The sequence below is a fragment of the Prevotella melaninogenica genome, from assembly GCF_018127925.1.
Taxonomy (GTDB): Bacteria; Bacteroidota; Bacteroidia; order Bacteroidales; family Bacteroidaceae; genus Prevotella; species Prevotella melaninogenica_C.
Window position 1 is genome coordinate 1237492 of record NZ_CP072347.1, and the last position, 24749, is coordinate 1262240.

The 24749-nt window shown below is 39.4% G+C and carries 22 protein-coding genes; 10 read left to right on the top strand and 12 right to left on the bottom strand.

From position 1 onward, the window contains the following. The first annotated feature begins 2 nt into the window (after nucleotides 1–2). The 3 genes from J4861_RS04700 to J4861_RS04710 are packed head-to-tail and all read left to right on the top strand — an operon-like array spanning nucleotide 3 to nucleotide 2603. Nucleotides 3–1196: a tetratricopeptide repeat protein gene (locus J4861_RS04700; RefSeq protein WP_211815991.1), complete on the top strand. Its 1194-nt coding sequence runs from the start codon at nucleotides 3–5 to the stop codon at nucleotides 1194–1196. Between the two features lie 31 nt (nucleotides 1197–1227). Further along, complete coding sequence (locus J4861_RS04705; protein ID WP_004359927.1) at nucleotides 1228–1878, top strand: DedA family protein; 651 nt, start codon at nucleotides 1228–1230, stop codon at nucleotides 1876–1878. Nucleotides 1879–1913: 35 nt separating this feature from the next. Next, a complete protein-coding gene (locus tag J4861_RS04710; RefSeq protein WP_211815992.1) occupies nucleotides 1914–2603 on the top strand; it encodes a sigma-70 family RNA polymerase sigma factor in 690 nt (229 codons plus the stop codon). Nucleotides 2604–3005: 402 nt separating this feature from the next. Here the strand turns inward: J4861_RS04710 and J4861_RS04715 are convergent, their stop codons facing one another. The 8 genes from J4861_RS04715 to aspS form a co-directional block, all read right to left on the bottom strand. Beyond that, nucleotides 3006–3476 carry an HU family DNA-binding protein gene (locus tag J4861_RS04715; RefSeq protein WP_211815993.1) on the bottom strand — a complete coding sequence of 157 codons (471 nt, stop codon included), beginning with the start codon at nucleotides 3474–3476 and terminating at the stop codon, nucleotides 3006–3008. Nucleotides 3477–3573: 97 nt separating this feature from the next. Next, nucleotides 3574–5220, bottom strand: a complete 1647-nt coding sequence (locus J4861_RS04720; protein WP_211815994.1) for a hypothetical protein — start codon at nucleotides 5218–5220, stop codon at nucleotides 3574–3576. Nucleotides 5221–5256: 36 nt separating this feature from the next. Further along, nucleotides 5257–5463, bottom strand: a complete 207-nt coding sequence (locus J4861_RS04725) for a hypothetical protein (RefSeq protein WP_346267008.1) — start codon at nucleotides 5461–5463, stop codon at nucleotides 5257–5259. A 647-nt stretch (nucleotides 5464–6110) separates the two neighbouring features. Beyond that, complete coding sequence (locus J4861_RS04730; RefSeq protein ID WP_211815995.1) at nucleotides 6111–7145, bottom strand: esterase-like activity of phytase family protein; 1035 nt, start codon at nucleotides 7143–7145, stop codon at nucleotides 6111–6113. Nucleotides 7146–7506: 361 nt separating this feature from the next. Further along, a complete protein-coding gene (locus tag J4861_RS04735; protein ID WP_211815996.1) occupies nucleotides 7507–8574 on the bottom strand; it encodes a mannose-1-phosphate guanylyltransferase in 1068 nt (355 codons plus the stop codon). Between the two features lie 127 nt (nucleotides 8575–8701). Then, entirely contained in the window at nucleotides 8702–9031 is a 330-nt protein-coding gene (locus J4861_RS04740) for a hypothetical protein (protein WP_211794564.1), read from the bottom strand. A 65-nt stretch (nucleotides 9032–9096) separates the two neighbouring features. Next, a complete protein-coding gene (locus tag J4861_RS04745; protein ID WP_036865141.1) occupies nucleotides 9097–9378 on the bottom strand; it encodes a winged helix-turn-helix domain-containing protein in 282 nt (93 codons plus the stop codon). 241 nt (nucleotides 9379–9619) lie between these two features. Beyond that, the gene (gene aspS / locus J4861_RS04750) at nucleotides 9620–11377 is read right to left on the bottom strand and encodes an aspartate--tRNA ligase (RefSeq protein ID WP_211815997.1); all 1758 of its coding nucleotides are present in this window, start codon (nucleotides 11375–11377) and stop codon (nucleotides 9620–9622) included. A gap of 290 nt (nucleotides 11378–11667) precedes the next feature. Between aspS and J4861_RS04755 the strand changes: the two genes are divergently transcribed. Further along, nucleotides 11668–12054 carry a DUF1573 domain-containing protein gene (locus J4861_RS04755; protein ID WP_120175251.1) on the top strand — a complete coding sequence of 129 codons (387 nt, stop codon included), beginning with the start codon at nucleotides 11668–11670 and terminating at the stop codon, nucleotides 12052–12054. A 334-nt stretch (nucleotides 12055–12388) separates the two neighbouring features. Here the strand turns inward: J4861_RS04755 and J4861_RS04760 are convergent, their stop codons facing one another. Together J4861_RS04760 and J4861_RS04765 are read right to left on the bottom strand one after the other, a co-directional pair. Next, a complete protein-coding gene (locus J4861_RS04760) occupies nucleotides 12389–12922 on the bottom strand; it encodes an FHA domain-containing protein (RefSeq protein ID WP_211815998.1) in 534 nt (177 codons plus the stop codon). Between the two features lie 189 nt (nucleotides 12923–13111). After that, nucleotides 13112–14107 (bottom strand): HU domain-containing protein, encoded by a 996-nt coding sequence (locus tag J4861_RS04765; RefSeq protein ID WP_455080671.1) that lies wholly within the window; start codon nucleotides 14105–14107, stop codon nucleotides 13112–13114. A gap of 138 nt (nucleotides 14108–14245) precedes the next feature. On the opposite strand from J4861_RS04765, the gene rfbC reads away from it, so the two are divergent. From rfbC to J4861_RS04795, 6 genes are all read left to right on the top strand, one after another. Continuing rightward, entirely contained in the window at nucleotides 14246–14800 is a 555-nt protein-coding gene (gene rfbC, locus J4861_RS04770) for a dTDP-4-dehydrorhamnose 3,5-epimerase (RefSeq protein WP_036921329.1), read from the top strand. Between the two features lie 103 nt (nucleotides 14801–14903). Then, nucleotides 14904–15695 (top strand): DUF4738 domain-containing protein, encoded by a 792-nt coding sequence (locus tag J4861_RS04775; protein WP_211816000.1) that lies wholly within the window; start codon nucleotides 14904–14906, stop codon nucleotides 15693–15695. A 609-nt stretch (nucleotides 15696–16304) separates the two neighbouring features. Beyond that, on the top strand, nucleotides 16305–17504 hold the full coding sequence (locus J4861_RS04780; protein ID WP_211816001.1) for a hypothetical protein: 1200 nt from the start codon (nucleotides 16305–16307) through the stop codon (nucleotides 17502–17504). Next, nucleotides 17494–18051 (top strand): condensin complex protein MksE, encoded by a 558-nt coding sequence (locus J4861_RS04785; RefSeq protein WP_211816002.1) that lies wholly within the window; start codon nucleotides 17494–17496, stop codon nucleotides 18049–18051. The genes J4861_RS04780 and J4861_RS04785 overlap by 11 nt, the downstream gene beginning before the upstream one ends. Beyond that, nucleotides 18035–21682, top strand: coding sequence for an ATP-binding protein (locus J4861_RS04790; protein ID WP_211816003.1), 3648 nt, complete (start codon nucleotides 18035–18037; stop codon nucleotides 21680–21682). Before J4861_RS04785 ends, J4861_RS04790 begins: the two co-directional genes overlap by 17 nt. 12 nt (nucleotides 21683–21694) lie before the next feature. Beyond that, nucleotides 21695–22540 (top strand): DUF7281 domain-containing protein, encoded by an 846-nt coding sequence (locus tag J4861_RS04795; protein ID WP_211816004.1) that lies wholly within the window; start codon nucleotides 21695–21697, stop codon nucleotides 22538–22540. A gap of 41 nt (nucleotides 22541–22581) precedes the next feature. On the opposite strand, the gene mnmE is transcribed toward J4861_RS04795, so the two are convergent. Both mnmE and J4861_RS04805 read right to left on the bottom strand, forming a co-directional pair. Beyond that, entirely contained in the window at nucleotides 22582–23970 is a 1389-nt protein-coding gene (gene mnmE / locus J4861_RS04800; protein WP_211816005.1) for a tRNA uridine-5-carboxymethylaminomethyl(34) synthesis GTPase MnmE, read from the bottom strand. 10 nt (nucleotides 23971–23980) lie between these two features. Continuing rightward, nucleotides 23981–24742: an exodeoxyribonuclease III gene (locus tag J4861_RS04805; RefSeq protein ID WP_211816006.1), complete on the bottom strand. Its 762-nt coding sequence runs from the start codon at nucleotides 24740–24742 to the stop codon at nucleotides 23981–23983. Nucleotides 24743–24749: the final 7 nt, after the last annotated feature.

Here is a 24749-nt window from a genome sequence, read left to right on the forward strand (position 1 = left end):
ATTTGGATATATACTATCAGAGTGATAAATTCAAGCAAGTCCTTCATAGATATGAAGAACTGCAAAAAGACAACATCAGCGAGTTCCTCGACCCAGAGGAACTGACTGATGTTGCTGAATATTACCACTATATTGGTGAGGATAACAATGCTTTAGACGCTATCGATTATGCCACCCGCTTGTATCCAACAGCCACTACTCCACTTGCTTTCAAGGCACGTTTAGCATTATTCATCGACGAAGACCCAGAGCTTGCTAACGAGATAGCAGAGATGATTGTTGACAAGAGCGACTTAGATTATCTCTATCTTAAGGCTGAAATCATGATTGTTGACAATAAGGCAGGCGAAGCAGATGACTTCCTTCAAAGCCAGTATGACGAGGTTATCTCACAAGAAGACCGCGAGGATTATGTCCTTGATGTTGCTGCTCTCTTTTCCGATTATGAAGAAAATGAATATGTAGAGAAATGGTTGAGCCGCTCAACAAAGACAGAAGATAACGATTATAAGGAACTTCGTGCGCGTCTTCTCAAAAGCCGTGGGAAGTATAAAGAGAGTGAGTCCATTCTCAATGAGTTACTTGATACCAACCCTTATTCTGGTCCTTACTGGAATCAGTTAGCCCAGAATCAGCTTTTAAGGAATGACATAAAGGACTCTATCACATCAAGCGAATACTCTATTGCCATCAACCCTGATGATGAAGAAGCTATCCTCAACAAGGCCAACGGACTCTTTACACTTGGAAATTATGAGGAATCTCTGAAGTACTACGAGCGTTATAAGAAGCTCTGCCATAATCAAGATACAACTGTCGTTGATGTTACTATCGGACATATACATCTCATGCACGGCAACGCTTCAGAAGCGCAACGATATTATCATTTAGCATTAGCAGAAACACAGAGCAAGAGTCTGACACTCATCCATATTGGTATTTCAACCTTTGACAATGGATATGTCGAATATGCTTACAATATCTTTAGTACGTTATTGCCTGAAATGGATGACGACTGGGACATCGGTTTTGCATATCTCGCACGCTGTTGTTATGAATTAAAACTAAAAAAAGAATTCAAGATATACTTGCGACAAGCCGTTAAAAAGAATCCAGAGGAGAGTATAGAGGTACTATCAGACCTCTATCCAGAAGGAACAAGCCCACAAGACTACCCCAATATTCGTATTTTATAACAAACAGAATTATAATTAATAACATATCATTATGAGTTTTATCACATCCATGCTCGGACATCTCAACTATGGCACCATCTTTATTTTGATGCTTCTTGAAAGTACGGTTATCCCTGTACCATCAGAATTAGTTGTTGCCCCAGCTGCCTATCATGCTGCCGCAGGCAACCTTGATATATGGTTGGTAATTCTTTTCTCCACTTTAGGAGCAGACGTTGGTGCAACTATTAACTATCTTGCAGGATGGTATCTTGGTCGCCCTATCATCTATAAGTTTGCCAATAGTAAGTGGGGACACTTGTGTTTGTTGAATCAAGAGAAAGTTGAAAAGAGCGAACGATACTTCGATGAGCATGGTATGGTGGCTACAATCACTGGCCGTCTCTTGCCAGGTATTCGCCATCTTATCTCCATTCCAGCAGGATTGGCGAAGATGAGCTACTGGAAGTTCTTGCTTTATACTACTATAGGTGCAGCCTCATGGCACACTATTCTTGCACTTTTAGGACATTACATGCACTCTTTTGTACCAGAAGATCAGCTCCAAGAGAAGATTTTAGAGTATGGAGAGTATATTAAGTTTGGTCTTATCTTCTTGGTAATTGTTGTTTGTTTTTACTTCCTTGTTAAGTGGTATGTAAAGAAAAAGAAGAACAACAAGAACCATTCACAGCAGGTATAACCCTATATAATAATATTCTACCACAACACTTTTTTATGACTTCAAACGAGAAATACATAGAAGATATAGCTAACGAGCAGCTTCTTTCAGATAAAGAAGAGCAGGAGTTAGCAGAGAAGATAAAGGTTGGTGACGCAAGAGCTTTGGAGAAGTTGACCAAGGCTAACTTGAAGTTTGTTGTTTCATTGGCTCATCAATACCGTAACCGAGGATTGGGTGAAGACGACCTTATCAGTGAGGGAAATATTGGTATGATGTATGCCGCACAGAAGTTTGATGGTTCAAAAGGTGTACGCTTTGTTGTCTTTGCGGCTCCTTACATCCGTAAAGCTATGGAAGAGGCTATCAAAGAGCAAGCAACACTCTATAAACTTCCTAAGAACGAGACAAGTAGATTTGAACAGAAGCGTTCACATGCTATCTCTATTGACCAGCCTGTACCAGTAGGTAGCAATAATAACTTCACACTTCAGCATATCCTTGAGAATGAAAATGCCAAGCATGCTGATGAACATCTTAACCAAGAAATCCTCAGCAATGAAATCCAAAAAGGATTAGATGTACTTGATGAACGTGAAAAAAGGGTCATCACTTATATCTATGGATTGACCGGAGCACACTATACGATGGCAGAGATTGCAGAAGATATGGGGCTAAAGCGTGAACGTGTACGCCAGATTCGAGACAAGGCTTTGCGCAAACTTCATAAAAAACTAAACAAATAAAATCTTCCCAATCCACTCATTCTGTAGAGAAAGAAATGAAAGAATTTGTATAATCTCATTCTCTCTTCAATAGAAAGAATATGGCTTTTTATGCTTTCTATTTGAAGAGTTTGTTATCTAAACTTTTTCGTTCTTCTGCATCTAGTTGTCCTCTATACTTATAAAACCTGTGGCCACAGTTCAGCTACTATAGCAAAAAGTGGCTAGGCAAATTAAGTCAACTTTCTCTAAAGATAAGATGCAAAGATAGTCAAGCTAAATCAGGAAACTACATTAGAAAAAGTCATCTTATAAGAAACGCAAAAAATTGTTCGCGAAGAAATCAAAAAAAGTTCGCGAACTTTTTTGAATTTGTTCGCGAACTTTACATTAGATGTCTTAGACAAAAGAATTGTGTCTTTATTAATCTTCAGGAACTGGACCTGGATTTTCTTTCTTTTTCTCAGTCTTCTTCTCTGTTTTTGCTTTCTTTTCCCCTGGTATTACCTGCTCAAAGGTAACATCGTTCAGCGTGAAATACTTACGAGAAGCAAGGAGCTTCACAACAGGTTTCTCAATATGCTGCTGTGCACGGAACTGCTCAACACGCTCTACCGCCTTGCTCTTAAACGAAGGTGTCAATGTACCCATGTCGCCAAATTCCACGATGTCGCCATTGGCTACGATGTCACGAGCGGTCTCGCTGGCAAGATTCAGTACGGCTGCTACCTCCTGAGCATTAAAGGTTGTTGACTTAGCAATACGTGCGCAGAAGTTACGGAAGTCTACACGTTGCCTACCCGTCGGGCGCGCTACGATAACAGTCTTTCCTGCCTGCTTACCAATGTTCAGTTTCTGTTCTCTCAAGAAAAATTGAATAGGTTTGTTAGCCATATTATCATTAAGGCGGTCTCTGTTTGTGAAAGCTCCGTAAGCTCGAGACCTTTTAGCCCACGGAGCGTTGTGAATATGATAAAATTATTTTTGCATCTTATTCGAATTTCAAAGGATAGCATATGTTGCTAGTACGACTGTAATTACTAATTACACTTGCATATATCTGAGAATTATAATAATTTAAATGGAAAGAATATGCGCTGGCATTTCCAGCTGACTCAGCACATCCACTCAATGACCAAAATACCCCCAGTGTTCCGTTCATAGTAAATTCTTCGAACCCTGAGAATCCTAATCCATACCCTATGCTTGGTACAAAGAAATAATTAACCGCTTCGGTAGCAGATGGAAGAGTGGTAATAGAATAAGTTTTAGTTACAGTTTTAGATGTAGAACTGGTACACCAATCCGTACCATCAGGACCCATACTCTCTATATTTGCTACCGTCGTACTATTATCAAGTGCCATCTTGCTTTTCTTCTTCAACCAAAAGCCACCTTTGTAAAGATGTCCCATAGTGGTCCAAACCAGATCGGCATCAAATCGTGGATCGCCTTTTTCTGCATACCATGCTATCTCGTTAGCATTAGGACAATCTTTACAGAGGTTAACAGCATCGTTACGAACTCCCTGCCCTGGGAAGACGGTGCTTGCTGCACGTACATCTGTAGGGTTTATTAATTCTGATGCGTGAGGGAAAGGTTTCACAGAAACAAGCGGCTGCCAACGATCAGCAGGATTTGGAGCATTCCACTCATGTCCGTACCAGAATGGCTGCTGGGCATCCCAAAGGCAATAATTAGAATCATAGTTCTTTGCATCTAAACTGGCTGTCATGTCGTAGTAGGTGTTCTTTGCATAATTGTAAGAAGGCAAAGTTTTGGTAATCGCTCCCTCTACGTTGGTTACATAATCTTTTATCCAGTAACGAACCTTAAGTGTATGTGTACCCGGCTTGATAAGCATGTAGATCTTATCAGCTGTAGAGATAGAGGCTGCATTGGTGAAAGAGAAACCTTTCTCGTTAGTGCTTCCAGTCACTGGGTCTTTTGTGGTAAGAATGATTTGCTTACTACCTGCCGAAGCATCCAGGTTGCCCGTGCTAGTGTTGACTGTATAAGTCTCCGCTATATCGTTGTCGGAAGTTACCTCAACCTTAGTTAGGTAGCAGTTTTGTAAGATTGCATTGCTTGTGTAAGGCTGAAAGACGAGATAAGTTGCTTGGTGCTCTAACTGGAAACTAAAGATGCTACCGCCTAAAGTACCTGTTGCCGTGGCTGTACCGTAGTCGCCTGAATCGCCAAGATGATCGGTTGCGTTTGGCTTTGTTTGGGTCTGGGCTGTCGGGATCGTTACTTGATTACCGCCACCATTCTTGCCAAGATAGTAAACCTTATAAGTTGCGCTTCCTCCGAATTTTCCAGGAACTTTGAACTTGAACGAAGCTGAATGTGCGTGAGCTGCATCTACGGCATTACTTACTTGCATCGTGCCGTCGTCGTCCTTTACGTATATCTTATCGCCCTCTTCCCAATAGAAATCGCCTGTTGCATAATCGATTGAGGTACGAGTCTGTGTTGGTGCATCTGCAACAAAGGTTGCAAAGCCTTTGCCGTTCTCTCTGGTTGTACCATTCTGCACGATGTCTTCGTTGGCACAAGAGATGGCTGCCAGTGCCATACTGAAAAGTGCTGCAAGGGAGAATAAACGTGTCTTAAATAATTGTTTTGTTTTCATCATTACTTTTTCTAATTTGTGATTATAACTCTCATTTTACTATTCTTCCCAAGAAGGGCTGTCCCATGTCTCTTCATTGTCATCTTGCCAAGCTGGGGCTGATTTTGCACTGGCAGGTCCAGTACCATGATTTGCCTTCTTATGCTGACCAGGCATGGATGTATCCATTAAATAACTAGTTTCATTCACTTGAATTATCATGCAACGTGGTGCAGAATAATTCTTCTTTTCTTGTCTTTTTCTCATTGCTTTTTTGATTTGATTAAAAATAGTTGTTATCTACTCTCTATTATGTGGCTTCATTGCTCACCTTTTATTATATACATCCTGTTGAACTCATTATCTATTCCTCTTAACCGCTTGCCCTCTCCCTCTCTACAGGCAGACAGCATCTTACTGCTGCCTACCTGAGAAATCAACGAGAGAAAACAAACTATTACTAGAGAAATACAATGAATTATTGTGGTAAAATCAGTACTTAAAACGTTCTTATTTTGCTTTCTTGACAGCTCGCAAATGGGCACAAAAAAGCGAACAAAGGAACCTTCGTGAAGTCCTTTGTTTACAAGGGTTACGCCACGCTTCGCGCGCGCGTAGGATGGAAGAAAAAATAGATGATTAAACGCTAGGTGCGCCTGTGTGTGTGTGTGTGTGTGTGTGTGTGTGTGTGTGTTAGCAAAATATCTGAAACTACCAAATATAAAGCACTAAAAAAGGCAAAGAAATTAAAGTTTCTTTGCTGCGCTGGATTGGTCTGATATGTCATTGCTAATTGTTTCACGGCTGCAAAGGTAATAAGAATATTCTAAATGCCAAAAGCTTTTAAGCAAAAAAGACCTTTTTGATAAAATAATATAAAGAGGCATATCATCCCTTAATAATAGAAAACGTATTCACGAACGAATAATAATCGTGCGAAACCAGTCACGAAGAACACCACCATACTGGTCTTGGCTGTCAGCACAAAGTACTATAACTTGGCTTCCGTCTGCAAGGCGGGGGCCAAGACACATACCCTCATAGTTAGCAAGATTCTGACGAAGCAGTCCTAAGGAGGTTTTCCACGTTGCAATCAAAGTCTTCTGCATATACGGACTATCCGTATCAAGTGCTTTTTCTTGACTGATAGTCATAGACTTCACTGGGTCAACACAATAAATCTTATTCTCTACAAACGAACCAATCTTACTTGAAGTCACTAAGAACTCCCGCTCCAAGACAAGTAACCTTCCATCATCTAAGGCTGTCATTGCTGATACACCCATTGCATAATTAGGCACAGAAGGGTGAATCTCCGCAGCATCCATCAGATAAGCATACTGCTTTTGAGGAATAAAGGAGTCATCGAAACTTTGAAAACGAAGTCTATTCTTCACTTGATTCTTTGCATTAGCTTGTTCTCCATCTATCTTCAACGTACTTTCAGAAGTCGTCCAAAAACGATGCGTATGGGCATTGTAAGTTAGTGCTTCAAAACTATAAGCAGGTATAGCCATACTGAAAACGGAGGGAATAGTAAGCTTCCGACCCGTCTGTTTACCATTCATTCCATATTCTAAGATACTATTATCTGCTTCACGGGAAATGAACAACGTGCTGTCTTTAGGAAAGAAAGCTATGCCCTCTTCATCTTTATTCAACTCGCCCGATGATTGGAAGCCCTCATTCACAACGTCTTTAATATCTCCACTAACAGAATCTATCTGTATACGAAAGCGAAAGAAGCCACTTTCAGACGTCTTATCAGAAACCACTGCATAACGGTCACCACCCAACCATGTCAACCCACTATAGTTTCCTTTAGGAACTGTACGCTGAAAGTAATGCTGTGGATTGAGTCTGACAAGCTGTTGAGCTTGTGCAAAAAGCGTAAATGGGAAACAGAAAACAAAGAATAAAATATGCTTGAGTTTTAGTTTCATAACCATGAATTTTTGGTTTTAAGCCGTCTAATAATAACTCCCTTTTACCTTAATCAATAAAGTCTTATTATATAAGATAAGGTTAATTAACATCCTTACTATCCTTGGCACATACTGTGCGAAGGCTTCGCACGAGGCGTGCGGAGGGTGAACACCAATGGTGCGGGGACCTAACACAACACAAACGAACCTCAGAAAGAGAACGAAAAGTTGGTTAACCAAATCAGACAACAGCCTTTTTAATCGTTAAACAAGCTATTAGTACATCTCACATAGCCCTCTTGTTATAAAAGAGATATGCGTAGGTCTCGTTTATAAAACAAGTACCTACGCAAGCTTTTAATTTACGAATTCGAATTGAATAAGCCTATCCTTCTCCTGTAAACTGCTTCAGACGCTGCTCTTCAGAAAGGCGACAAATAAGCAATTTACCATCCTGTTCAGCTACAATATAGCCATCAAGACCTTGGATAACCACCTTACGTTCCTCCGTTGTATGTACAATACAGTTCTTACTATCAAACAGATGAACATCATTACCAATAACAGCATTACCGTAAATATCATGCTGTGTCTGGGCAAGCAACGAGCCCCAAGTTCCTAAATCACTCCATCCAAAGTCTGCAGGACAAACAAATATCTCTTCAGCCTTTTCCATAATAGCATAATCGACAGAGATATTCTCACACTCAGGATATACCTCATCAATCACGCGTTGTTCATCGACTGTATCCAAGACATCCATGATACGCTCGAAAATTCTTGCTATACTTGGTTGATAGATACGGAAAGCATTGACAATAGTAGAGGCACTCCAAATAAAGATTCCTGCATTCCAGAAGAAGTTATTCTGCTTGATATATTGTTCTGCTGTTGGTAAATCAGGCTTCTCACGGAACTGATCAACACGATAAATCTCGCGATTACGCGCTGAAGCTGTTGAAAGGTCAGCTTGTATATAGCCATAACCCGTCTCTGGGCGTGTTGGTTTCATACCCAAAGTAACCACAGCATCCGTTTCTGCAGTAAACTTCAAACAGTTAGAAATAACACGTTTGAACTCCGTTTCATTGGTCACAATATGATCACTTGGTGACACCACGATATTAGCCTTTGGGTTTTCTTTCTTGATACGCCAACTCACGTATGCAATACAAGGTGCTGTATTACGACGGCAAGGCTCGCTCAAGATGTGATTCAAAGGTATCTCTGGGAGCTGTTCATGAACTAAAGAGACATACTTTTGGTTCGTGACAACCCACACATTGTCAGAAGGAACAACACCTGCAAAGCGATCATAGGTCAACTGGATGAGTGATCTACCTACTCCTAAGACATCAATAAACTGCTTAGGACAGTCTGCAGTACTCATCGGCCAGAATCTACCTCCTACGCCACCTGCCATAATGACGAGATGATTATCAGTTTGCGCCATAACTTATTATCAAAAAATTAATATGATTGCAAATATACAAATAAAAATGAATAACGACAATTATTAATGTCGCTTTTTCTTTTTTAGTGGTAGAAAGCAAGGATTACTGAGTAATAAAGCTATAAAATCAGAAATCAAACAGATTCAGACTTCTATCTTCAGCAGGCTTTTCTTTAGGAGTTTCTACCTCGTCATGAAACTGAAGAATCAGTTGTTGAGATAACTGATTATTCTCATTTAGCCTATAAACTCCTTTCCTACTCTTTTCTATAAGAGAGTTGCAAGACTTGCTATTCTTCAAGAGGTACGTCTGTACATACTTGTGTACGTCTTCTTGATTCAATGAATTGAAAAGAGAATTACAAGCATTAAAAACATGACGGGAGACTTTCTGAACTGAAAGTCCCTCGTTTCCTGCTTCAGCAAGAACCCGTAATATTTCCTTATCGTATTGCATACAAAAAGGGAGCCTATACCTTAACCATACAGACTCCCCCTCCTGTGTTATAATAATTACTCTAATTATGCAAGAGCAACTTTATCGTTTTCACCTTTAACTTTGCCCTCCTTAAAGAGCCAACCAATGCCAAGATAAACCTCCTCAGTGCTAATATTAGCAGCCTTAGCAATCTCAGCAACTGTCAAAGCCTTGGCTTCAGCAGCAAGAGCATTGTAAACATCGCCAGCCTTAAAACCGACATTCTCTGCATTAATAGCTACAACTGACTTCTTAGCAGGAGCTTTCTTAGCAGGAGCCTTCTTTGCTGCTTTAGGAGCAGACTTAACTTCTTTCTTTTCTGTCATAGTTTTACACAATTAAAGTATTGTTCAAGCAATCGAATAATTATTTATATGTATCAATCTACTTAAATAATGCAAACATACAAAAGAGTTGTTAGCTTTCTTCTGGTGAATGCTATTTATTTGTTGCAAAAGTACATCAAATATTCCAATGTGTCAAATACTTACGACGAAAAGTAACAGATAATGAACGCTTTAACTCCTCCTGCGACATTTTATTGACTTAAGTCAACCCAAAAGAGTGTTATGCCTTCAAATCTAACTTGATTTCCAATTCGTCCAACTGCTTCTGATCAATAAACGAAGGAGCATCCAACATGACATCACGTCCACTATTATTCTTAGGGAATGCGATACAATCACGAATTGAATCAAGACCTGCCATGATACTCACAAAGCGATCAAGACCGAAAGCAAGACCTGCATGAGGTGGTGCACCATACTTGAAAGCATTCATCAAGAAGCCAAACTGTGCCTTAGCACTCTCCGGTGTGAAGCCGAGAACCTCAAACATCTTCTCCTGCAACTGAGTATCGTGAATACGAAGTGAACCACCACCAACTTCGATACCATTGCAAACAAAGTCGTATGCCTTTGCTCGAACCTGCTCTGGATGCTCATCCAACAACTTGATATCATCAGGGTTAGGCATTGTAAATGGATGGTGAGTAGCCATCAAACGCTGCTCTTCATCACTCCATTCAAACAATGGGAAGTCGACAATCCAAAGACACTTAAATACGTTCTTATCGCGAAGTCCTAAGCGATCGCCCATCTCAAGACGCAGAGAACAAAGCTGAACTTGTGTCTTTCTAACGTTGCTACCAGAAAGAATCAACACAAGGTCGCCATCCTTAGCACCTGTTGTTTCCTTAACTTTCAGCAACTGCTCCTCTGTATAGAACTTATCGATAGAACTCTTAATAGTACCATCTGCATTGTACTTAATGAATACAAGGCCCTGAGCACCTACCTGTGGACGCTTCACAAAGTCGGTCAATTCGTTGATTTGTTTGCGGCTATAGTCAGCGCAACCAGGAACAACAATACCTCCAATGTAAGCAGCCTCATCAAATACAGAGAATGAACCTGTACCCTTCAAGTCGTTCATCAACTCTACGAACTCCATGCCGAAACGCAAGTCTGGCTTATCAGAACCATAACGCTTCATAGCATCATGCCACTTCATCTGCTCTAACTTAGGAAGCTCTACACCGCGAATCTCACGGAAAAGATGACGTGCCATCTCCTCAAACAAATTGATAACATCATCCTGATCAACGAATGACATTTCACAGTCTATCTGTGTAAACTCTGGCTGACGGTCGGCACGTAAGTCCTCATCACGGAAACACTTAGCAATCTGGAAGTAGCGATCAAAACCCGCAACCATCAACAACTGCTTCAATGTCTGTGGACTCTGTGGGAGTGCATAGAACTGACCTGGGTTCATACGTGATGGTACAACGAAGTCGCGTGCACCCTCTGGTGTTGAACCAATGAGTATAGGTGTCTCAACTTCCATAAACTGTGCAGCATCAAGGAAGTTGCGAATAAGAATCGTCATGCGGTGACGTAATTCCATATTCTTGCGCACTGCCTCACGACGAAGGTCTAAGTAGCGATATTTCATACGGAGGTCATCACCACCGTCTGTGTTATCTTCAATTGTGAAAGGAGGAGTTTCTGAGCTACTAAGCACCTTCAACTCCTTAGCAATAATCTCTATATCACCTGTAGGAATCTTGCTATTCTTACTCTGACGCTCATTAACAACACCCTTAACTTGGATGCAATATTCACGTCCTAACTTGTTAGCTTCGCCACAAAGGTCTGCATTATCGGCCTCATTGAAAACTAACTGGGTAATACCATAGCGGTCACGAAGGTCGACAAAAGTCATACCTCCCATTTTACGTGCGCGCTGTACCCATCCAGCGAGGGTCACTTCCTTGCCTGCATCCGAAAGGCGCAGCTCTCCACAAGTATTTGTTCTATACATATCTTATTATATGTTTATTATATTTCGCTTCTGCAATTATCCCCAAAAGGGAAATCAAACGTAATTGTTTGGTTTTAATAATCTCCTGCAAAGATACGAACTTTAAATTAAAAATGGGAAACACCTTATAAAAATATAAAGAAAGTTCTACGGATTTATTGTTAAGTCTGCTATCTGAAAGGCGTTAAAATAACAATATCTCCTTAATTATTGTGAAATTTTAATGAAACTATAAACTTTCTCATTACTTTTGCATCGAACTTAATAAATATCAATTAAACAAAGACGACATGAAAAAGTTCTTATTAATGACAGTGATGTTAGTTTTCGGACTGACATTTGCAGTAGCACAGAATCAGGCAGAAATTAAATTTGATAAGGTAACTTACGACTTCGGTACTTTCTCTGACGACAACCCAGTGCACAAAACAACATTCACATTCACAAATGTTGGAAAGGCGCCATTGGTTATTAATCAGATTGTTGCAAGTTGTGGATGCACTATTCCTAACTACGATAAGAAACCGATTGCACCAGGTCAGAAAGGTACGATTGACGTGACATACAACGGAACTGGTAAGTTCCCTGGACACTTCAAGAAGAGTATTACCGTACGAACAAATGGAAAAGTAGAAATGACCCGACTATATATAGAGGGTGTCATGACTGGTAAATAAATAACAAACTAAAATAATAGAGCCAACTTTTACGCATCTGTAAAAGTTGGCTCTATTGTTTTGTAAACACTGAACAATCAAGTGTTTTGTAATAAAAATTCACAAGTTCAATTTTTATTGATGCTTAATTGCATTCGAATTAAGCACCAATCGGCTTCTAAAAGATGCCCTTTTGGAGTCTAACTAACGCCCTTTTGAACCCTTATTAAGCACCTTCAAGAACACGACTTTACTACAAACTGATATACTGATAGTTACAAAGTCGACAAAAAGACGTACATTCTTAGGGTTTTAAGAGTAAATCACCCTAATTGTTGTAAAGTATTTTCACAACTTAATCTTCATCTGGAGTATGAAGAATAATACTTGTGGCACCAATCGTAAAGAGCGTACCGCCTTCGATAACACGACGTTCACGGTCGCCAAGAATCACATTGTCAACAAACGTACCTGTATAAGAAGGACCATCACGCAACACATATTGCAATTTTCCATGCTTATTCTTACTAACAGTAATAGAGCAGTGCGTCATGTCAACACTTGGGTCAACCGTCTCAATCGGACAGTTAATTGGATTTCCCTTCATATAACGTCCGATAACATTTTCACCCATCTGTAGAGGAATTACTTGGCGGAAATGAAAGACGTTTTCAATCACGTGAAGAGAGCCATACTTGTTCTCTGCTTCTTCATCTGCTGGAGCATCGTTTTCCTCTTTTTGTGTCTTACGAAGTTTAGAAACTCCTATACGGATTCCAAACTCCTTACTACACTGAGGACACTGGAAAACAAGACGTTGTCCCGACTTATATTTTGTCTCATCAAAAGTTATGAAGTTATCACACTTCGGACATCTTACGCGCTTCATATATAATAAAAGTAATTTTAATAAAAATGCCCCTCACCTCAGAAGAGGATAAAGAGGCTATCATGGAGAAACATACAAGGCTAAACATAAATAAGCAATGAAAAGTCTTCTCTCTAAACTTTATTGTATTGGATTCTATGTGGAAGAAAAATATATCTGCCCTACCCCTTCGTTGTATGTGAGCCTATCTTACTTTCCTATCTCTATCACCCAAGCTTCCTTAAAATCTGTAGTTTTATTGATAAACTTCATCTTTTCATAAGCTTCCTTTTGACTTGAGAAATAGCCATAAAGAACCTTTATGCTTTCAGCTCCTTCATAGACACGTGCATCAGAAAGTCCACTCTTTTGCAATTTATGTACAAAAGCACGTGCATTACTCTCTGTTACGTGGCTTGCCATAACGATTGCCCAATAATGAGAAGTAATAGTAGGAGTTGTCTGCTGTAGCTTTACACCTGACACTTGATTGGTAGGTGTTAACGTATTTAATTGCTGAGAAGCATTTGACGTATCGTCTGAATCAAAGATATTATAAAGAACTCCGCTCTTTATTTGCTGTTTATCATTTGCTCCTTGACGGTTAGAACCAGGGAAAGCAACAAGGAAGACCGCAGTAAGGAAGACTGCTGCAGCAGCTACATTGCGCACGGCACGCATACTGATGCTAATACGTTTATTCGCAGTATCTGAGTCATCAACAAAGACAACACCCTGCTTTTGTGTCTTAACCTCAATCGTTGTAGGTGCAGACTGCTTCTCAGTAACAAACTTTGTGAAGTTAAAGCTACTCAAACCATAATACAATGGCGTGAGAATACCACTTTCAAAAGGTTCAAACTCTAAATTACCTTCACTATTTCTTGATAGACTTCCAAGGTCATTTAGCTCAAATAATCCTTCCTCATCTAATGCTTGATAAATCTCATCAACCTCTTTTTCTATCTGTGCTAAAGCCTCAGGATAGCTTAATTCATAGGCATCAACATAAGATTGTACCAACAAAGAGTCGTTCATTCGCAGCTGTGCATTAAAGCCGAGTGTGCGATAAGGTGGCAGAAACAAGCCATCCTGCTCATCATATCTTGCTGAAACATGATGGGCAACAAAGCCACCTAAGCCTGGGACAATAACACAGTCATTCTCCAACAGAAGTATCTCTATATGTCGGTCGAGTTTTATCACGTTTGCAAAATTAAGTAATTTATTTGGAAGTGGCAAGTCCCCAACGTTAAATTCTTATTTGAATAATGAAAAAGGAAATAATCCTTCCGATAATCGATAAAACTTACTATCTTTGCAATAAGAACTAAAAATAAAGCAATGGAGTTTATTAAGACAGAAATTGATGGCGTTTGGATTATTGAACCTAAGGTGTTCAATGACGACAGAGGTTATTTCTTTGAATCATTCAAACAGGCTGAATTCGACAAAAACGTTGGTTATCATGTTGATTTCATACAGGACAATGAGTCTAAATCAAGCTATGGTGTTCTGCGTGGACTACATTACCAAGAGGGCGATACCGCACAGGCTAAGCTGGTGCGTGTCATCAAAGGTAAGGTAGTTGATGTGGCTGTTGACCTTCGCAAGAGCTCACCTACATTCGGAAAGTATGTTATGGTTGAGTTGTCTGACGAGAATAAGCGTCAGTTCTTTGTACCACGTGGCTTTGCACATGGCTTCCTCGTTCTGTCTGATGAGGCAATCTTTACTTATAAGGTGGACAATGTTTACTCTCCACAGACTGAAGCAAGCCTTCGTTGGAATGATGAGACTGTAGGTGTTAAATGGCCTATCGATGCAAAGGATGTCATACTTTCAGACAAAGACCTTAACAAGGGACTGTCTTTGAAGGACGCAAAAGTATTTGAATAAACACCAAAATCATTTACAATATCGGGCGCAGTGATTGTGCGTCCGACATAACAAATTTATTTACGAACGTACAATCGGAGCGTTCTACTATGTATCAGTAAAGATGAAACAGAAGTTATTTGTCTGCATATTAACGTTACTGGTTCTTTTAACAGCTTGCCACAATCGTGGAGCTGATTATCAACAGCAACATGAGGACAAGCAAGCAAAAGAGATGTTGCAGGGCTTATGGACCAATGGAGAGAATAGTGATCCTGCTATGTTAGTAAAGGGAGATAGCATCTTCTACCCTGACTCTGCAAGTATGCCTGTACGCTTCTGGATTTATCAAGATACAATCTACCTGCAAGGTCAAAACATTCATGGCTATAAAATTGAGAAACAGGCTGCTCACCTACTGAAATTTGCCAACCAAAATGGTGATGAAGTAAAGTTGATAAAGAGTAATGATAAAGCGCTCTATCCTGCTTTTAACTATCATGTTTACGCTATGAACACCTTCTTGGAGCAATCACAAGATACCGTTATCTGTACAGACTTAGGTTATTTCCAGAGTAAAGTTCATGTACAAACAACATCTGATAAGGTGGTTAAGTCAACTTATAACGATAACGGAGTAGAAGTTGATAACATCTATCTTGATAATGTTGCATTACTGCGATTGTACAATCATGGTACTCCTGTCTTCGCACATGACTTCCGTAAGCAGGAGTTCCAGTCGCTTATCCCTAAGAGTTTTCTCTCTCGCAGCATCCTGCGTAAGATGTATTTCACACATGCTGATGCCAAAGCACTCTACTATTATGTTATTATCGGAATCCCTGATGCTGCCACAACATACGTTATCGAACTGAGAGTAACTCCTGATGGAAGAATGAGTAAGAAGTTAAAGTAAAATTGATTATCGTCAACAACAAATCAATATTCTAACAAATAAAAAACCGTACTTAATTACGAGAGTAACTAAGTACGGTTTTTTAATATTACCTAATTAAACAGGAAGAAGAAACCATACTATATAAGATACTATTTATCAAATGCTTACGCCATCCTAACCACATAGAAATTCATGCCAATCAGATAACTTTTGCACACTTCTCGACGATAAGTTACCTTTATCCTTACCATAAACTTGTGTGGTGTTAAGCCTCCGCACGCATAGTGTTAAGCCTCCGCACCACATGTGCGGAGCACCCGCACAATAAGAGAAAGATGTATATAAGTTCGTCTATTACTATCCATTTCACACGAACATACCGATAAAAGGGCATGTACACGGTGTGTTTATCATAAGTTACTCAGATTTTATCAGGAATTAGCAACATTGTTCAAAAGTAATTATTATATTTGTATCTGTTTTAATACCTTAAGTATAAGATGCTGGTCTGAAAGCAAACAAATTCTTATCCATACAAAACTGATGTATTAAGAAATCTTGCTTATTCCCACCTTATTCAATAATAAAGTTAAAGACTATCATACTCTTGATATATAAAACAAGCACATGGACATACTGTCACACTTTAGAACAATAGAAGAGCTAACTAAAACACTCTCACGCGAACAAAGACTACTGAGTGAGATGTTTGAAAAGCGAAAGCTGATAAAATTCCCCAAAGGAATAGCACTGGAGTTAGTTGGAGGGAATGAGAGCCGACTAAGTAGGCTCATTGACTATGGTGTAGTAGTAGAAACTGGCAATTCTCTTGAAATAGAGAGCGACTATCTTAATTTCTTCGAGGAGGTACTGAACGTGAATGAGGAAATAAGTGTGTTAAGTGTGCAGGAATGTATCAACACACTAAAGGAGCATATCACTTATTTCCTACAAGAGACAAACGTAAATCGGAAGGCTGGCTACCAAGATAGTGTACGCCAAATCTTGAAGAAGACAGGCTTTAGGACGTTGAAAAATGTAGTGGACTTGAAACGAAACATGGACAACACCTATAAGCAAGAACCAAACTATCTCAACAAGAAAACGAAACTCCAGAACCTTGATGAGAAAAGTCATAGCATACGCTCGATGATACGTGAATGTGAGAAACTAATGGACAATGAGCAAGCCTTCTTCATTATGGCCAATGACCCACACATGGCTAAGACTTGTAGCAATGTAAGACACGATTTCGTTGAAGCCTATCATGCACTGATGGAGATAGATAGACAAATTATTGTCTATATCAATCAAATAGACCAACAGAACCAGCTTTACAAGAAGATACGCAAATTAAAGTATCTGAAAGACCAAGTTCTCATCAAGACAGAAACTAATATTACACAAGTATTAGAAGATAACAATCCGCTATGGATGGAGTCTCGGCAATATAGTAAGATTCGTCTTTCATTGGAGGCATTAAGAGAAAATGATGAGATAGCAAAGGTTTTAAGGAGAATAGCAGAACGTAACGGTATACAAAAGACGTCACGAACAGAGGCAGAGCCACTTACAAAGGAAGACTTACAAGAGCAAGTACAACTTCTGAAAGAGATTGACCCTACTGAAGTCTGGAATGCCTTTGCTGCATCAAGCTACAATTTATTTGAGTTCATCCTAAAGTATAACTATACCACAAAACGTGAAATAGAAGATCATGCAACCCTCTTTTGTCAACTTGTCATCCTACATTCTGACGAATGTAAAATGACAGGAGAATACGCAACTTACCAAAACATTGAATATCCAATCATCTATGCGAAATAACACTCAACGAATATATGAACGATTAATCCGCGGAGAATTCCTCTCTGTTGACAGTTCTGACAATTCTATCCGCCATCTATATGATGACTTAGAAGAAAACTTTGAAGATTATGCAGACTACTTTAAGGAGATTGGTCTACAATTAGAACAAGGCAATGGTTACTTCTACTTCTCTCGTATAGGGGAAGGAAAACAAGCTATAGAACAGAAGTTAGAGAGTTTCTCTAAGTGGCTTGATTATCTTGACTTCCTTAAATGCTACAATCAAGCATTCTCGGCTGGCTATCAATTTCGTAAAGGACATCTGATAGAACAAATCAGTTTAGATATTGAATTGAAGGAAAAAGCTAACCACCTGTTTAAGAAGTATGGCGCAGGCTCAAATCAAGAGATAGTGAACAAGCTACTCCAAGAGATGCAAAACATGGGGTTTGCTGAATGTGTCAATATTCAAGATGAGACTTTTAAGATAACCTCTGCATTCCGTTATGCTGAGGAATTGGTTAACATGATTCAAATAGCTAACGAAGATGAAATACCTGAATAGAATCATATTTATCAATAGTGCTAATATTCCTTATGCTGAAATATCAGTAGATGGCAACGTGCATTTCACTGGGACACAGGGTGTAGGAAAGAGTACAGTACTAAGAGCACTACTGTTCTTCTACAATGCCGACAAGCATAAGTTGGGTATTCAACAAGGCCAGAAGTCGTTTGATGAGTTCTATTTCCGCCAATCTAACTCGCATATCCTCTATGAGGTAATGCGTGATAATGGAGCATATACCATATTAGTCAACCGATACCAAGGACGTGCTTCTTGGCGCTTTATTGATGCACCATACCAAAGGGAGTGGCTCATTGACAATGATAAACAGGTATTAAGTGACTGGGTGAAGATACGTGAACGTATTGATAAGAATGTGAGTGTATCGGCAAGAATCGACTCAGGGGTGATGTTTAAGGATATCATCTTTGGTAATACACACGACCATAAGTTTACTCGCTATGCCTTAGTACAGAGTTCCCACTATCAAAACATACCCCGAAGTATTCAAAATGTATTCCTTAACACGAAGTTGGATGCTGACTTTGTGAAGAATACTATCATCCAGTCAATGGCTGACGAAGACCACCCTATTGATTTACAAACGTACAGAAGACTGGTAACAGACTTTGAAAGGGAATACGATGAAATAGACTGTTGGTTCCGACAGACACGTGACGGAATTTATCCCGTACGCCAGCAGGCACTGAAAATAGCAGAACAGGGCCGTAAGATTGTTGCGTTTGATCAGCAACTACTTGATGTATGGCACATGCTGAACTATGTTGTAGCGGACGATGAACAACAAATACCACTATTGGAAAGTAAACTTGTAGATGTAAGAAACAATATTGAGAAAGAGAGTAAACGTCAGAAGGAACTTAAAGCAGACTATGACAAAGAAAAAGACTCACTCAATCAAGACCTTGGAGGAAAGAATAGTAAACTGAAAGAGATAGCTGAGAAACGGAAGTATTTTGATGCTATCAATATAAAAGAAAAGGTTGCTCTTAACGCCCGTGAGAAGTCATTAAAGTATGAGGCGGATGAGAAAAAAATGCTATTGGATGATTTGCTCAAAACGAATGAATCAATAGCAGAGAAATATAATATCGCCAAAACAAAACTTGAAAATGCTCATCAAGCATTTACCAATAGGCTGAGAGAGGCTTTGTATACAAAGCAAACAGAGCTACAACAAGAACGAAATCGCTATGAAGAAAAGCGTTCTAAGAACAGAAATCAGGTTATGAACCTGTATCGTACCTTATCACTTGAATCTAAAGAACGCCTTCAAAGCCTTATAGCTGAACAGTATAGAACAGATAGTAGACTTAAAGAACTGCGTCAATGGCACCCTAAAGAGGATGATATTAAGCTGGTAAAGGAGCAACTGGTACAATTAGATATCAAAGAAAAGGCGAACGAAGCACAGCAGACAACTGTTAGAATTCAAATAGAAAAGCTGACTAACGAATTCGAAATGAAAGAGGCTGAGTTGAAACAAGCCTCTTTGCAGGAACAAAAGCGATTGGAAGACAATCGTGCGATATGCCGTAATGAGATTGAAAGAATCAACGACTTGCTATCACATCTGGATGACTCGCTGTATCATTGGTTGTGTGAGAATGCTGAAGGATGGGAAGATACGATTGGAAAAGTTGTAGATGAAGAACGAATACTCTATGCGCAAGGACTTGAACCAACGTTAGACTATAAAACAAACAACTTATTTGGTGTAAGACTCAACTTAGACAACATTGAGTCAACTCACCGTACTCCTGATGAGTATCGGACAGAGAAGAAGAAATTAGAAGAACGACTTCAACTTCTGAATAGACAGTTATCACAACTGCCAATAACCCTCCAAGAGGAAATATCTAAACTTGGTAAGAAGTATGGTAACCTACTTAAACCATTGCGTCAAGAGGCTACTCAGTTAAGAGTGGAGGTTGATCAAATACCTATAAAGAGACAGAACCTGCAGAACCAATGGCATAAATTAGAGATGGAAGAGCAGGAAATAATCTCAAGCGAACAAGAGTTACGTATGCGTGCATTCAATGATGCCACTCTTAAAGTTGAAGCTGAGAAAGAAAGGCAAGCTAAGAATGATGCTAAGAACGAAAAGGACTTGAAGGAACTTGATGCTGCTTTCAATAGGTCTGTAAAGGCACTTAATAATGAACTACATGCGTTTCAAGAGCAACAAAAGTCTGAATCCGAATTGCATAATCAGGAGTTTGAAAATCAAAAAGCTCAACTTGACAAGCAACAAAAAGCTGAGCTTGAAGGTAAGGGAGTAGATATCAAACTATTGAACGAATATCGCAAAGCACTTGATGAACTTAACAAGCTACTTCAACAGATAGAAACAGACCGCAATGACGTAATCAAATACGAAGATGCGGTGGAGTCTCTATTCTCCAAAGAGGCTGATATTAGAAACAATATAAAGGAGATTGGGCAGCGACTTATTATGTTGCAACAACGTTACGAAGACAAGAGAATACGCATAGAGAAGAAGAGGCAGGGATTTGAAGACCAACAGAGAGCGATCCAAAAAGACCTCGCTCATAGACGAGATGGACTAAATCAATATCATCAAGTTATAGAAAATGAACACTTAGTATCCAACGATTATCTTGCTGATAATAAGGTTAAGTCTACACATTTAGACTGTCTACAGCTAATAAGTCAGCTGAGAGGCACCATTAATCAGAAACGAGAAGCCATTGAGATACTAAAAGGAACAGTCGTAAACTTCAATCGTAACTTTAAGCCTCAGAATGCTTTTCACTTCAACACAATGCCTATCACAGACGCAGATTATATGCAGATTGCAGTTGACTTACAAGAGTTTATCGACAATAATAAGATAGAAGAGTATCGAAGACGTACCAGTGAACATTATAAAGACATCTTAGGACGTATTTCAACTGAGGTCGGCGCGTTGATGAAACGTAGATCAGATGTAGATGGAGTAATCCTTGACATCAATCGAGACTTTGTTGAGAAGAACTTTGCTGGAGTTATTAAAAGTATAGAATTAAGAGCAAATGAGTCGTCAGACAAGCTTATGCAGTTGCTTATATCCATTCATAATTACTGCATAGAGAATGCTCTTTCTATAGGAGAACTTAACCTCTTCTCAAGTGATAATCGTGATGAAGTAAACCGAAAGGTTGTAGACTATCTGAAGAGCTTATCTCGTCAGTTACAGAACGAGCCAAATCGTAACATCGTATCATTGGGCGATGCCTTCCGTTTACAGTTCCGTGTAAAGGAGAACGACAACGATACAAGCTGGGTAGAACGCATTAATAACGTTGGTTCAGACGGAACAGACATCTTAGTGAAGGCAATGGTTAACATCATGCTTATCAACGTATTCAAGAAGAAGGCAGCCCGTAAGAGTGGTGATTTCATCGTCCATTGTATGATGGATGAGATTGGTCGTCTACATCCAAACAACATTAAAGGAATCTTACAGTTTGCCAACTCACGTAATATCCAGCTAATAAATAGTTCACCAACATCCTATAATCCGTACGATTACCGGTACACTTACCTACTAAGCAAGCATGGTGTAAAGACGAAAGTTGAGAAACTTTTAAAGAGAATATAACATCGAAAGACTATGGCAGTAAGTGCATCTATACAAGCGTTAATAGCTGGTGAGACCGTTGCAGGCTCAAGGATAAGTAATAGACTACTGACAGAACTTATTCAGGAAGGTCTATTGCAAATCATTACACATGGGTCGAGAAAGTCGTATCGTGCTAATAACATCGAAGCATTGAAGAGATTTCTCATTGACAAGGATGAGAACTATCGGATTTTAGATGTCGATAATTTCAACTCAAGAAGTTCTATGGCAAGCGAGACAGGAAACTCTAAACTCGTGACTGTACGTTCGTGTCCTGGATTCCCAGTGAATACGTATGAGCCTATTGAATGTCGATTGAATGAAAAGCCATTTATCATCAATCCGCAAGAAGGATGTTTCCTATTTGTTTCTGATTGGAGAACTTTTACAATTCCAGAAGATGTAACTATCATTGGAATTGAGAACATGGAGAATTTCAGAAAAGTACGTCAACAAAGGCTCTTCTTCGATGAATATCTACATAAACACTGCCTTTCACAAAAAGTACTGTTCGTCTCACGCTATCCACAATCAACTGATCTTAGAGAATGGCTGGTAACTATTCCCAATCCATATATCCACTTTGGTGACTTTGATTTGGCTGGTATTCATATATTCCTGTCTGAGTTCCAGAAGCATTTAGGCACAGAACGCACATCTTTCTTAATCCCAGAAGATATCTCCTCACGATTAAGATGTGCCTCAACAAGACGTTATAACGAACAATATGCTCGTTATAAGGATATTAAATCAGATAGAATAGAGATTCAACAATTGATAGACCTCATTCATCATGAGCGTAAAGGCTATGATCAAGAGGGTTACATTTCTCAATAATAAGGACTTACAACACAAAGAGAGCAACCTATCCAAAGACCTTACTTACCGATACAGAAATGCTTAAATATATTCCCAAGCACTTCATGTGGGGTAATCTGACCACCAGTTATATCAGCGAGTTGATGAAGACAGATGCGTAAATCTTCACTAACGAGGTCACCACTAAGTCCAAAGTCAAGAGCTTCTATGACACGTAAGATAGATTCGTCAGCATGCGTTAATGCCTCGTAATGACGCGCAGAAGTAATGATAACGCTATTCTCGCTTATCTCAGAGATATCAGCAGCTTCATAAATAGCCTCCTCCAAAGCCTTAATATTTTGCTTTAACTTTGCTGATATATAGACCGTATGTAAGTCATTATCTACCTGCTTAGGCTCTACCGCTTTACTATCGATTTTATTGAAGATTGTTATCAAGTGCTTACCCTGTGTCAAACGTTGCATTTCAGTACATTCTTCTGCTGTTGGTTGTTCATCAATAACCCACACAACAATGGCTGCCTCATCCATCTTTTGATAAGCGCGCTCAATGCCTAACTTCTCAATTTGATCATCAGTGTGACGAATACCAGCCGTATCTATAAAACGGAATGTGACACCTTTGATTTCTGTAGTATCTTCAATGACATCGCGTGTCGTACCATGAATATCTGAAACAATAGCTTTCTCCTCATGAAGAAGGCAATTCAACAGAGTCGACTTACCCACATTTGTCTTACCAACAATGGCTACAGGCACACCTTTCTTCAAAGCCTTACCCGTCTCAAAGGAATCTGTGAGAAGTTTTATCTTTTGATGAATCGTCTCTGCCAAAGCTTTTAGTTCTGTACGATCAGCAAACTCAAGTTCCTCATGATCAGAGAAATCAAGTTCTAACTCCAACAAAGAAGTCATTTTCAAAAGCTGTTCACGCAAGAGTGAAAGCTCTGAACTAAAATGGCCCTTCAGTTGACTCAAAGCCACTTGATGCGTAGCACGATTAGAAGCAGCGATAAGGTCGGCAACAGCTTCTGCCTGACTAAGATCCATCTTACCATTCAGATAAGCGCGCTGTGTATACTCTCCCGGCTGAGCCTGACGACAGCCAGCATTAATGAGTGCCTTTACAACCTGATTAAGAATATAAGCAGAACCATGACAGGATATCTCCGTACTGTTCTCACCCGTATAACTATGGGGAGCACGGAAGACACTAACTAAAACATCATCAATGGTATTTCCCTCCTTATCGAGGATTTCACCATAATGCAAGGTGTTCCCTTTCGCATCTGTTAAATGCTTTCCACGAACACCATGAAAGACTTTGTCCGTCACTTCTATCGCCTTCTCACCACTCACACGGATGACACCTATAGCTCCACCCGGCTGAGTAGCAAGACTACACACTGTATCAGATACTGATAAAAATGTACCCTTTGAATTCATTTTACTATTGTTATATATCTATATCGAGTAAGAGAGGAACATTACATGAACCTTCTACATCCTGTAATGGACAGCAGTCAACAACCTTACTGATTAATTGTTTGCTAATGAGAAACAAGTCTATTCTATACCCTTTCTTATTCTTTCTATAGTCAGACCCGAACGGGAAATAAGTAAATCCCTCACTTTTAGTGCTGGGATATAGGTAACGATAGACATCAATCAACTGTTCTTCTTGAACAAACCTTTCAATCTCTGCACGTTCTTCTTTACTAAAACAAGCTAAAGAAGTGTTTATAACAGCCTTATCCCAAGCATCTATATCTTGCTGCACAACATTGAAATCACCACATATAACACATGGCTTATTTTGCTGTAATTGGTGAATAAGACTTTGAAAACATTTATACCAATGGTGTCTATTATCTCTTGTTGTTGCTGTTGCCCCTGCATAAGGAACATAAACACATACAACATAAATCTCTTTTAACTCTGTAACAATGACATTCCCTTTGTCGTAATATGCATCAAAGTTATCATATGTAACAGATATAAGAGAGCTTGATTTTGACAAAAGAGCAGTACCTAAATGTGCAAAGTCTGTTGACTCATTCCAATACTGCCGATAGCCTTTAAAGTCAAAATTGGCATATCGCGTTCTTACTTTGGTTTCTTGTAGACATACTATATCAGGAGTACAGCTTTCCAACATCTTCTGGAGATTTGGTAAAGCTGTCCTAATACCAAAAGTATTCCAAGAAATTATCCTCATAAAGAGT